Annotated in this window: 8 protein-coding genes and 4 tRNA genes; 11 read left to right on the top strand and 1 reads right to left on the bottom strand. The window is 38.4% G+C overall.

Going from position 1 to position 11,878, the window contains the following annotated elements; genetic code table 11:
• Positions 1-75 precede the first annotated feature (75 nt).
• The 11 genes from FC84_RS07280 to FC84_RS07230 all read left to right on the top strand — a co-directional run bounded on the left by FC84_RS07280 (position 76) and on the right by FC84_RS07230 (position 10,342).
• Positions 76-147 (top strand) — tRNA-Glu (locus FC84_RS07280).
• A 7-nt stretch (positions 148-154) separates the two neighbouring features.
• Positions 155-227, top strand: a tRNA-Thr gene (locus tag FC84_RS07275).
• Positions 228-381: 154 nt separating this feature from the next.
• Complete coding sequence (locus FC84_RS07270) at positions 382-1,236, top strand: hypothetical protein (protein WP_162257971.1); 855 nt, start codon at positions 382-384, stop codon at positions 1,234-1,236.
• Positions 1,237-1,352: 116 nt separating this feature from the next.
• Positions 1,353-1,433: transfer RNA gene (locus FC84_RS07265), tRNA-Tyr, on the top strand.
• A gap of 5 nt (positions 1,434-1,438) precedes the next feature.
• A tRNA-Gln gene (locus FC84_RS07260) sits at positions 1,439-1,510 on the top strand.
• Positions 1,511-1,775: 265 nt separating this feature from the next.
• Complete coding sequence (proC, locus tag FC84_RS07255) at positions 1,776-2,573, top strand: pyrroline-5-carboxylate reductase (RefSeq protein WP_057757288.1); 798 nt, start codon at positions 1,776-1,778, stop codon at positions 2,571-2,573.
• A gap of 173 nt (positions 2,574-2,746) precedes the next feature.
• Positions 2,747-3,889 carry an N-acetylglucosamine-6-phosphate deacetylase gene (nagA, locus tag FC84_RS07250; protein ID WP_057757286.1) on the top strand — a complete coding sequence of 381 codons (1,143 nt, stop codon included), beginning with the start codon at positions 2,747-2,749 and terminating at the stop codon, positions 3,887-3,889.
• Positions 3,890-4,032: 143 nt separating this feature from the next.
• Positions 4,033-4,734, top strand: a complete 702-nt coding sequence (locus FC84_RS07245) for a GntR family transcriptional regulator (RefSeq protein WP_057757284.1) — start codon at positions 4,033-4,035, stop codon at positions 4,732-4,734.
• Positions 4,735-4,944: 210 nt separating this feature from the next.
• Complete coding sequence (locus FC84_RS07240) at positions 4,945-6,423, top strand: nicotinate phosphoribosyltransferase (RefSeq protein WP_057757282.1); 1,479 nt, start codon at positions 4,945-4,947, stop codon at positions 6,421-6,423.
• A gap of 16 nt (positions 6,424-6,439) precedes the next feature.
• Entirely contained in the window at positions 6,440-7,267 is an 828-nt protein-coding gene (gene nadE / locus FC84_RS07235; protein ID WP_057757280.1) for an ammonia-dependent NAD(+) synthetase, read from the top strand.
• A gap of 384 nt (positions 7,268-7,651) precedes the next feature.
• Positions 7,652-10,342: a cation-translocating P-type ATPase gene (locus FC84_RS07230; protein WP_057757278.1), complete on the top strand. Its 2,691-nt coding sequence runs from the start codon at positions 7,652-7,654 to the stop codon at positions 10,340-10,342.
• 148 nt (positions 10,343-10,490) lie between these two features.
• On the opposite strand, the gene FC84_RS07225 is transcribed toward FC84_RS07230, so the two are convergent.
• Positions 10,491-11,876 (bottom strand): FAD-dependent oxidoreductase, encoded by a 1,386-nt coding sequence (locus tag FC84_RS07225; protein WP_057757276.1) that lies wholly within the window; start codon positions 11,874-11,876, stop codon positions 10,491-10,493.
• Positions 11,877-11,878 lie beyond the last annotated feature (2 nt).

Below are 11,878 nucleotides of genomic sequence, written 5' to 3'. Positions count from 1 at the left end.
CTGACAACCGGAGTTAACCAAAATCGGTCGGTGAGACCGATTTTTTTGGTTAATGATCATATATCGAAGCAAGATGGCCCGTTGGTCAAGTGGTTAAGACACTGCCCTTTCACGGCGGTAACATGGGTTCAAATCCCGTACGGGTCATAGTTATGCCGGATTAGCTCAGTCGGTAGAGCGCTTCCCTCGTAAAGAAGAGGTCGCTGGTTCGATTCCAGTATCCGGCATTTTTAATGCATTTACGAGTGGTTAGCAAAAAAGAGATGATAGTCGTTTAGCGGCTCTCATCTCTTTTTTATTGCTAAAATCTTGGCAATAATTAGGCGACATGTTAGGCTAGGGGTGGTTATAGATCGGTTATGGAAAGAAGGGCGAAGGACAATGAAGAAAAGGCTAATAACTGTAATTGCTATAATGAGCTTAGCGTTGTTAGGAACAGCTTGTCATAAACAAACAGACTCACCCAAGGAATCTACTCAGTCATCAAAAACAACCAAGAAAAAATCTGACACTAAAAAACATCCGAGTAAAAAATTCTCATCTTCTGAGCAACAATCCAATTTATCTGAACAATCATCAAGTTCTTCTAAGTCCCAAAGCCAGTCCAGTTCTTCAGCGGTTCAAGGTAGATTATCAATGATTACAACAGCTCTGCGGCAGGCATTACCTGGAGAAAAGTTTCCGCAAACAGGCATTGATGGTCATGCCGCTACTTTAAGTAGCCGTTATACTGGTAATCAGCAAAATTATGTGGTTTATTATTATACTTCTGGTGATGCGGTTGATTTCAATGATGATCGTCTTGTTAATCGTCAGGCAGCATTAACTTTACAAAAAATCACCTATTCCTCAGTATCTGCTGCGCAAAATGCCATTGATTATCGTGAGCCGTCTAGTGGTTTACCAAAGGTTGATTTAGGAACAGATATTTTTGCAACTAAAGAGGGTGCGGCTGGATCAACTTATCTAAACTGGACTGAGGGTCGCTGGTCATTGGTAACGCGTGCTTCTAGTGTTAACAATGAAGTTGGCGAACCATTGGCTAAAAAAGTTGTCGCCTTATTGCATACCAAAATGTTACCTATTCCAGATCAACATGGTGCTATCAATCTTTACGTTTCAAGTAGTGCAGCCTCGAGAACGAATACAGTCTCTTGGAGTAAGGGAAATGCCGTTTATACGATTGCAGCTGTTGATCCAATTATGGCAATTGAAGCTGCAACATCGCTAGAATAAGGTAAAAATAAGGATTTTTGATAGTTTACAAAAATTTCTTAATAAAAATGGCGCATAACCCTTGAAAAATAATATGTTTTTAGTTATTATATTTAAGTCGGTTAATTCTGACGCATGGAGGAGTAGCGAAGAGGCTAAACGCGGCGGACTGTAAATCCGCTCCTTCGGGTTCGGTGGTTCGAATCCACTCTCCTCCATTCATTGGGTTATAGCCAAGCGGTAAGGCAATGGACTTTGACTCCATCATGCGCTGGTTCGAATCCAGCTAACCCAATACTTATTGAAGAAACGACTAACTAATTAGTTAGTCGTTTTTTGTTATATAAATTTAGACGCAAATAATCAATTTAGAGGGCCGCTGTTTCATTTCAACATTATTTGATTCAGAGCACCTTGTAAAGCAACTTAGAACCCCTAGAAACAATAAATCGAGCTAAATAGTTCATAAACCAACTAATTGCTCTTTGTTGACTTGTTATCTCACTCATGACTACACTAGGTGTAATTAATGAATTACTAATATTGAGGAGTTAGGCTAAATGAAAATTGGATTTATTGGATTAGGAAATATGGCCAAGGCTATTATTGAAGGTCTACTACTAAAAAAAGTTATTTTACCGGCGGATATTATCGTTCATAGTGCGCATGCAAGTAATTATCAACCTTATGCCGAAAAATTCAGCTTGAAGACTGCTGAAACTAATTTGGCAGTAGCAGAACAAGCTGATGTCTTAATTTTAGCGGTTAAACCGGAGCTTAAAGAAGAAGTATTAACTGAAGTTAAACCAGCACTAATTCAGCATAAGGTTGCGCTATTGTCACTGCTAACCGGTGTTACATTAGCAGGTTTAACAGAAGTTGTTGGCTCGACATTTGCGTTAGTAAGAGTTATGCCAAACTTAAATGTACGGATAGGAGTGGGGGTGACGGCGATTGCTGGCAATAACGTCGCTACTGAATCTGCAATGGCAACCACACAGTCATTATTTGAACAAATTGGTGAAGTGATTCGTTTACCTGAAGCAGATTTTAGTACATTTGTTGCATTGGCAGGTAGTGCTCCAGCTTTTGCCTATTTATTTATGGATGCACTTGCTCATGCCGGTGTTAAATATGGATTAAGCAAAAATCAAGCACTTAAAATTGTTAGTCAAATGGTTGTTGGCAGTGCTCAATTAATTCAGCAAAGTGGTGAGGCGCCTTGGAATTTAATCGATCAAGTTTCTTCACCCGGTGGCACCACAATTGCTGGTGTATTGGCATTACAAGAAGCTGGATTTGAGCCGGCAATTACTAAAGCGGTTGATGCGACAATCAAAAAAGATTTAGGTGAATAAATTTTTTATTGGTCCATCTTCGTGTTATAATAACTGCGGCTTTTAATAAAAATTGGTCTGTTTTTTGAACTTGCTTTTTTGGTCTATACCACCTATACTAATAATTGTTTAGAAGTAAGATATTCGGGCGCATAAACGACGTCAGCGTCCAATTTTATTAAGGAGATGTCTTCATGGGTGCTAAAGTTTTAAAGCATGCAAAAATCTATACAGGTGATCAAGTCATTGAGGATGGTTACATTCGCTTTGACGAAAAAATCTTAGCTGTTGGCTCAGTTTATGATTATGTTGCCCAATCAGGTGATGAAGTTCAAAACGTACAAGGTACAACGATCGTGCCAGGTTTCATTGATGTTCATGCTCATGGTGGTTATGGCTATGATGCAATGGACGGTGATCCAGACCAAATCGATACGATGGCTACTAAAATGATGCGTAATGAAGGGGTAACTACTCTTTTTGCAACAACTATGACGCAATCTAATGAAAATATTGCTAACGCTATGAAGGGCGTTAAAATTGCTGCAGAACGCAACCGTGTTATTCAAGGCGTTCATTTGGAAGGGCCATTTATCTCTGCAGTTTATAAAGGTGCACAGCCTGAAGAATATATCAAAGATCCTGATACAAAATTATTGGGTGAATGGAATGAATTATCTGGTAATCGTGTTCGCTTAATTACTTATGCACCAGAAGATAAGGGTTCAAAAGCATTTGAAGACTACTGCTTGGAACACAACATTGTGCCATCAGTTGGTCACAGTAATGCAACCCGTGAACAATTATTAAATAGTAAGGCTACTCACGCCACTCATTTATATAATGCGCAACGTGAATTTAAGCATCGTCAACCTGGTGTGACTGGTCACGTTATGTTGGAGGATAGTATCCATGCTGAATTAATTTGCGATGGCTTCCATATTGTCCCCGACATGATTCGTCTTGCTTTTGATATGAAGGGTCCAGAGCGGATTGAATTAGTTACTGACTCAATGCGTTCAAAGGGTATGCCTGAAGGCGAAAGTGAATTAGGCGGCCAAAAAGTCTATGTTAAAGACAAACAAGCTCGTTTGGAAGATGGTACCTTAGCTGGTTCTGTTTTACAATTTACTGATGCATTTAGAAATATCCAATACTTTACAGGTTGCTCAATGTTTGAAGCCGTTCAAATGTCTAGTGTTAACCAAGCCGAAGAATTCCACTTGGATTCTAAAGGTACCTTAACTGAAGGTAAAGACGCTGATATGAACTTGTTCGATCGTAATATGAACTTGGTAACAACATATAGCTACGGTAACGAATACCATCCAGAATAAAAAGTGAGCAGCAAGTCAGTCTTAAAAAATAATAGCAAAAACCTATTTGCTACTTTCTGATGTAAAATCGGCAGACTTTTGTAACGCATTTTGACTAATAATTGTAACTTAAACTTTTACTTGAACATAAAGAGGTAACGCATATGGAATCTCCGGTATATATTAAAATCCACAATCAAATTAAACGTGATATTGAAGCAGGTATCTGGAAAGTTGGCGATCGGATTCCATCCGAACGCGCTTTATCTGTTAAATTTGACGTGAGCAGAATGACTTTACGCCAAGCGTTGCAGACCTTGGTTGATGAAGGTATTTTGGAACGACGGATTGGTGCCGGCACTTATGTGGCTCGTCAAAAAGTTCAAGAAAAAATGTCCGGTACGACAAGTTTCACCGAGATTATGCGATCTCAAGGTAAGTTTCCATCAAGTAAGACGATCTCTTATCGAACGGTAAGCCCATCATTAAGCGAGCAGGAACGGTTACAACTTGGTGAAAAAGACAAAGTTGTGCGGATGGAGCGAATTCGTTTAGCAGACGGAGTACCAATCAGTTTTGAAGTGACGACGATTCCGGCAGCCTTGATTAAAGATTTTAGTCGTTCAGAAGTGACGGATTCCTTTTACGCCACAATGGAACAAAAGGGCGGTTATCAAATTGGTCGAGCTAAACAAACGGTTATGGCTACCCTTGCGTCAGAAAACATTGCTGAATATTTAAATATTAAAAAAGGCGATGCGATCTTACGTTTACGGCAGATTACTTATCTTGATGATGAGCGACCTTTTGAATATGTTCGTACACAATATGTAGGCGAAAGATTTGAGTTCTTCTTAGAAAAATAAACGATAGCCCTAGGCAGTTTAGCCTAGGGCTATTTTTTTAGATCAACGACTTAATCACCATTGATCAGTATTATAATTTTTATGAAAATTGATTTCGCTTACATGATAAATTCGCGAAAAGTTTCACAGATGATGCGGTATAATATACCTAATACAATAGGGATCATGTTATAATACCCTTAATAAATTAAGCAACTAGCGGGGTGCGCTATGAGAAAAGTATATCCTGATGACAGTTTGATGCTGCATACGGATTTCTATGAAATAAATATGATGTACACATATTGGAAAAAAGGAATCAACAAGCGTCATGCTGTATTTGAAGCTTATTTCCGAAAAATACCTTTTGAAAATGGTTATGCTATTTATGCTGGCCTTGAACGTATTATTGGGTTTTTAGAGAATTTTCGTTTTACTGAAAGTGATCTAGCTTATTTACGTGAGCGTGAGAATTTTGATCCAGAATTTGTTGATTATCTGGCAAATATGAAATTTGAATGTACCATCCGTTCAGCTCAAGAAGGAGATTTGGTTTTTAATGAAGAACCTGTTCTCCAAGTTGAGGGTCCATTGGATCAATGCCAATTGATTGAAACAATCTTATTAAATATTATTAATTTCCAAATCTTAGTTGCAACTAAAGCAGCGCGTATTAAATCCGTCGCTGGTGATAGTCCTGTTCTTGAATTCGGTTCTCGCCGTGCTCAAGAACTAGATGCTGCACTTTGGGGCACACGGGCTGCTTATATCGGTGGCTTTGATGCAACAAGTAACACACGGGCTGCTAAGATTTTTGGTATTCCTGCTAGTGGAACGCATGCGCATTCATTAGTTCAATTCTACCAAAATGATTATCAAGCTTTTAAAGCCTATGCAGAAACTCATTATGATTGTGCATTTCTAGTGGATACTTACGACACTTTGCGTTCTGGTGTGCCAAGCGCTATTCGTGTTGCTAAGGAAATGGGCGACAAGATTAACTTCCAAGGTGTGCGTATTGACTCTGGTGATATGGCCTATATTTCTAAACGTGTGCGCCAACAATTAGACGATGCCGGCTTCCCTGATGCTAAAATCTATGCCTCTAACGACTTGGATGAAAAGACAATTCAAAACTTGAAGATGCAAGGTGCTAAAATCGACATTTGGGGTGTTGGTACGAAGGTGATTACCGCCTTTGATCAACCAGCCTTAGGTGCAGTTTATAAGTTAGTTTCAATTGAAGACTCTCAAGGCCACATGGTTGACACGATTAAACTTTCTAGCAATGTTGAAAAAGTCAGCACACCAGGTAAGAAACAAGTTTGGCGGATTACGAACCGGCAAAAAAATAACAAATCCGAAGGTGACTATGTCACACTTTGGGATGAGAATCCTTTAGAGCATGAAGAATTATTCATGTTCCATCCTAAATATAATTATATTAATAAAACGATTCATGATTTTGATGCAGTGCCACTTTTGAAGGATATCTACATTGATGGCAAACTGGTTTACGATTTGCCGGATTTAGATACGATTAAAGCTTATGAAACAACTAATCTGGATTCACTTTGGGATGAATATAAACGAGATTTAAATCCTCAAGAATATCCCGTTGACTTATCTCAAAAACTTTATGACCACAAAATGGCTCATATTGCTCAAATGCGGCAAATGGTTGAGAATTTAAGCGGAGATCGAAATTAGTTAAGGAGTGAATTATTTGCGACCTTTACAAGAAAAAATTATTGTAGTTGAAAAAACACAACCAACCATCGACGTTACAGCAGAAATTCGGCGCTCAGTTGATTTTTTAAAGGATTATTTATTAAAAAATACCTTTCTTAAAACTTATGTGTTAGGTATTTCTGGTGGTCAAGATTCAACATTGGCCGGTAAGTTAGCACAGATGGCGATTAGTGAATTACGCGATGAGACTGGTGATTCAACGTATCAATTTATCGCGGTTCGTTTGCCATATGGTGTTCAGGCCGATGAGGCTGATGCGATGGCAGCTATTGAGTGGATGCAGGCTGACCAAGTCGTGCGTATCGATATTGAAGCGGCAACAGATGCTATGGTAAAAGAGTTAGAAGCTAATGATCAACAGATTAGTGATTTTAATAAGGGTAATATTAAAGCGCGACAAAGAATGATTGTTCAATATGCAATTGCCGGAGCACATGCTGGTGCAGTTATTGGAACTGATCACGCTGCTGAAAATATCACTGGCTTTTATACTAAGTATGGTGATGGTGGTGCTGATGTAACACCGCTATATCGATTGAATAAGCGCCAAGGCCGAGCACTGCTAAAAGAGCTAGGTGCGCCCGAACATCTCTACTTGAAGAAGCCAACAGCTGACTTAGAAGAAGAACGACCATCATTACCTGATGAAGTCGCTTTAGGTGTTACTTACGATAATATTGATGATTATCTGGAAGGCAAGGACATCGATCCTCAAGCTGCTGAAAAAATTGAAAATTGGTTTATCAAGACTGAGCATAAGCGCCATTTACCAATTACAGTTTTTGATGAATTTTGGAAATAATCAGATCAAGGTACTATCTAAAGTGTATTTAGTTATGACTAATAATTTTTTATCTAATCGATAAGTTATAAATTGCTTTAGCCGCACTTTTCAGGTATACTTGCCTTTAGAAACAAGGGAGTAACTTGCAGCGATTGCTGTGATAAAACCATCAACAAGACGATAGTTCTGGTTTTATCTTAAATAGTGAGACTTGTATGCGGCTGTTCGCGTACAAGTCTTTTTTGTTTCCTTGGATTAATTAAAAGGGTATGGTGAGAATGAGGTTATCTATTGATGTAGGATTAATTTAATGACTTGATTTTTATACTTGGCTACTAATTCTCATGAGTACCAAGATAGTTCAGTATTTTTTCAAATTTATTTAGAAAAGGGGTCGATTTTTTGGCACAGGAAAAAGAATTAAATAAGCGTTATTATGCTCAATCCGAGCAGCAAATTCTTAAAGAGTTTGGTACTAGTGAAAAAGGTTTGAGTAATGCTCAAGCCGAAGCTGCATTAAAAAAATATGGTCCCAATGCATTAGAGCAGGCAAAAAAACGGACATTATTCCAACGATTCTTTGATCAATTCAAAGATTTCATGATTATTGTTTTATTAGTAGCAGCTATTATTTCTGGTGTCGTGGCTCATGAATGGGCAGATGCAATGCTTATTTTAGCTGTGGTGATTATTAATGCAATTTTTGGTGTTTTCCAAGAATCTAAGGCAGAAGAAGCAATCGATGCATTGCGAGAGATGTCAACGCCGGAAGCGCACGTACGCCGCAATGGCAATATGGAAACGATCAGCAGTCCTGATTTAGTACCTGGTGATATTGTCTTACTTGAAGCAGGCGATATTGTACCCGCAGACTTACGTTTGATTGAAGCTGCTTCGTTAAAGATCGAAGAAGCGGCCTTAACAGGTGAATCTGTACCAGTTGAAAAAGATATTGCAACTTTAAAAGATGAAAATATTGCCATTGGTGATCGTCACAATATGGCCTATATGAATAGTAATGTCACTTATGGTCGTGGTGTTGGTGTAGTTGTTGGCACCGGAATGAATACCGAAGTTGGTCGTATTGCCGGTATGATTAACTCAGCAGAAGAAACCACAACACCATTACAAGCTAATTTGAATTCATTAGGTAAAACGATTACGTGGTTAATTTTAGCTATTGCGGCAATTATCTTTATCATTGGTGTTTTGAACAATCATAATAATTTACCAATGGGTGAATTAGTCATTGAAATGTTATTAACAGCGATTTCTTTAGCCGTCGCTGCTATTCCAGAGGGTCTGCCAGCGATTGTTACAATTATCTTAGCTTTGGGAACAACGCGAATGGCTCGTCGTCAGTCATTAGTTCGTAAGTTACCTGCTGTGGAGACATTAGGTTCAACTGATATCGTCGCTTCAGATAAAACTGGTACGTTAACACAAAATAAGATGACAGTTGAAAAAGTTTACCGTCATGGTAAATTGGAGCCAGCCAGTGCACCAATTTCAGAAACTGATAACACTTTACGTGTCATGACTTTCAGCAATGATACTAAGATTCAAAACGATGGTAACTTAGTTGGTGATCCAACTGAAACAGCACTTATTCAATATGGTTTTGACCATGACTACCAAGTTGCTGATGAATTAGTTAAGGAACCGCGAGTTGCCGAGGTACCATTTGATTCTGAACGTAAATTAATGTCAACGATTCATGCCTTACCAAATGGTAAGTTTTACGTTGCAGTTAAAGGTGCACCGGATGAATTATTAAAACGCGTTACGCAAATCGAAGCTAATGTTGATGACGTTCGGCCAATTACGGATGCAGATCGTCAAGAAATACTTAAGCAAAATAAGGGAATGGCTACTCAAGCTTTGCGTGTCTTAGCAATGGCTTACAAGGTAATTGATGCCGTTCCTGAAAAGCTTGATAGTGCCACAGTTGAAAATGATTTAATTTTCGCTGGATTAATTGGTATGATTGACCCTGAACGTCCAGAAGCTGCTCAAGCTGTTGCCGATGCTAAAAAGGCCGGTATTCGACCATTAATGATTACTGGTGACCATCAAGATACAGCCGAAGCTATTGCCGGTCGGTTAGGTATTATTAAACCTGGCGATGACGATGCCGTTATTACTGGTGCTGAACTTGATCAAATGAGCGATGAAGAATTTGCGAAGAAAGTTAAACAATATTCTGTTTACGCTCGAGTTTCTCCAGAACATAAAGTTCGTATCGTTAAAGCTTGGCAAGATAAAGGTAAAGTCGTAGCCATGACCGGTGATGGCGTTAATGATGCACCAGCATTGAAGTCAGCAGATATTGGTATTGGTATGGGTATTACAGGTACTGAAGTTTCTAAGAGTGCTAGTGATATGGTACTTGCTGATGATAACTTTGCGACGATTATTGTTGCCGTTGAAGAAGGCCGTAAGGTTTTTGCCAACATTCAAAAGTCAATTCAATATTTATTGTCTGCTAACTTAGGTGAGGTTTTAACGTTGTTCTTCATGACGTTAATGGGTTGGGACATTCTTGTACCCGTTCAGTTACTATGGATTAACTTAGCAACGGATACATTCCCAGCGATTGCTTTAGGTGTTGAACCAACTGAACCAGGAATAATGAATCGTAAGCCACGTGGTCGTAAAGCTAACTTCTTAAGTGGTGGGGTTGCTTCATCCATTATTTATCAAGGTATTCTTGAAGGAGCTTTGACATTAGGCGTATACGCTTGGGCAATTAATTTCCCTGTACACACAAGTTACAACGAGATTCATGCCGACGCGTTAACTATGGCTTATGCGACTTTAGCATTGATCCAATTATTCCATGCATTCAATGTGAAGTCGATTCATCAATCATTATTTAAGATTCATCCGTTTGCTAACCGGGCTTTCAATATCGGTATTGCACTTTCCACCGTTATGGTTGCATTAACCATTGTTGTTCCCGGATTTAACAAATTATTTCACGTGACAGAATTGAACCTTTCTCAATGGGGGACTGTCCTAGGTGCCGGAATCTTGATGGTTGTCATCGTTGAAATTGTCAAATTTGTTCAACGTAAAATGGGGCGTCAATAATCAAGTGACTTCCTAGAGGAAGAGCTTTGCTTAACTAGATAAATACATGTCGATTTTATAAAAAGTTATAACAAGAATCGTCGTAGATGTAATTATTACATCTACGACGATTTTTGTTTTCTAGTTTAAATTAATAAAAAATTCGTGATTATAGGTCGTCATGGTGAGTAGTTTGATTATGATATTTCAGACTTTCAATACCAATATCAATTAAAGTGTTTCGAGTAGGATTAATCTCAGGACTAAAGAAGGTATCAACCTCTAATAATTGGTCAATTAAATCATGATGATAGATCATTACTGAAAAGATATTAATTAGATCTAGCTGGACCCGATCGTTTGTGATAACTTGGGCACCCAGAAGTTCTCGCGATTTACGGTCAAAAATAACTTTTAGATACAGATGAAAATCTCGTTCTTGTTCATATTTAGCGTAAGTGTGATATTCTTTGTTAATTTCAACAACATCGTAACCAGAGAAACTTGCCTCGGTGGCCGTAATTCCGGTACTGCCTAAATAATGGTCAAAGAGCTTAGTAGCAAGCGTTCGTTGTGAGGGTGGATAAGACTTAGAAGTACCGTAAAGAATGTTGTACGCAGCAATATACCCCGTTTTACGTGCATTACCGATGAGTGGTAAATAAGAATTCTCATTATCGTGAATAACGGGAATTCTAACCAAGTCACCGCATGCAAAAATAGCAGGATCAGAGGTCTGCATATACTGATTAACTTTAATGGTACCATCGGGATTCAAGTCCAAATGATCTTCAACAATATGAGTATTAGGTTTAGGATTAAGAGCTAGTACGCAAGTGTCAGCAGTAATCTTTTGGTCATCCCAGGTAACGAGTCTAATTTTATCATCGGTGGTATTTTCTAATTCATAAAAATTTTGATTTGTATAGATGTGAAAATTTTTAGGGATGTGACGCATTAAAATCTCAACAATTTCTTTATCAAAGTAACGGAACAAGGGATAATCTGCCCGCTCGATCAGATTAATCGTTTGGCTAGGACGCGTGGTAAAACTATTAGCCAGTTCTAAACCAATTAAACCAGCCCCAATAATCATAATACTTTGACTGCTTTGTAATGCTTCATAGGTTTTTAAAGTTTCATCTGGATATTTATAAGTTAATAGATTTACATTAGGGTGCTCTTTAATGGCATCTAATTTTTCAAAACTGGATGACCCCATCGCTAGCACCAAATAATCGTAGGCTAATTCTTCAGTTGAATGAGTTGATTCTTGAATAAGAACTTTTTTATTTTTGTAGTCGATCTCTAAAGCTGTGGTATTTAAATGAAGATCAACACCGGCCGCACGAATATCGTCGATTGTATAAACTTCACCTTCTGCGATGTTATCCTTAGATATTAAGCCCTGTAACATCAGATTGATGGTGTCACTAATAAAGCCAAGATGATCGGTTGCCTCAATCAGTGTTACATTTGTTTTCGGACTTAAGCTTTTAACTTTTTTAGCAACGGCAATGCCTGCATGGGAGCCCCCAATAATTAAAATCTTCATTA

This window comes from Lapidilactobacillus dextrinicus DSM 20335 (assembly GCF_001436095.1).
Classification (GTDB): domain Bacteria; phylum Bacillota; class Bacilli; order Lactobacillales; family Lactobacillaceae; genus Lapidilactobacillus; species Lapidilactobacillus dextrinicus.
Note: the sequence above shows the minus strand (reverse complement) of the source record. Positions and strands in the feature narration are given on the sequence as shown.

What these genes read in the sequence shown, in the direction of transcription:
- FC84_RS07240 (WP_057757282.1), top strand. Translation starts at nt 4,945, where the DNA reads ATGAGAAAAGTATATCCTGATGACAGTTTGATGCTGCATACGGATTTC.
- nagA (WP_057757286.1), top strand. Translation starts at nt 2,747, where the DNA reads ATGGGTGCTAAAGTTTTAAAGCATGCAAAAATCTATACAGGTGATCAA.
- FC84_RS07225 (WP_057757276.1), bottom strand. Translation starts at nt 11,876, where the DNA reads ATGAAGATTTTAATTATTGGGGGCTCCCATGCAGGCATTGCCGTTGCT.
- FC84_RS07245 (WP_057757284.1), top strand. Translation starts at nt 4,033, where the DNA reads ATGGAATCTCCGGTATATATTAAAATCCACAATCAAATTAAACGTGAT.
- proC (WP_057757288.1), top strand. Translation starts at nt 1,776, where the DNA reads ATGAAAATTGGATTTATTGGATTAGGAAATATGGCCAAGGCTATTATT.
- FC84_RS07270 (WP_162257971.1), top strand. Translation starts at nt 382, where the DNA reads ATGAAGAAAAGGCTAATAACTGTAATTGCTATAATGAGCTTAGCGTTG.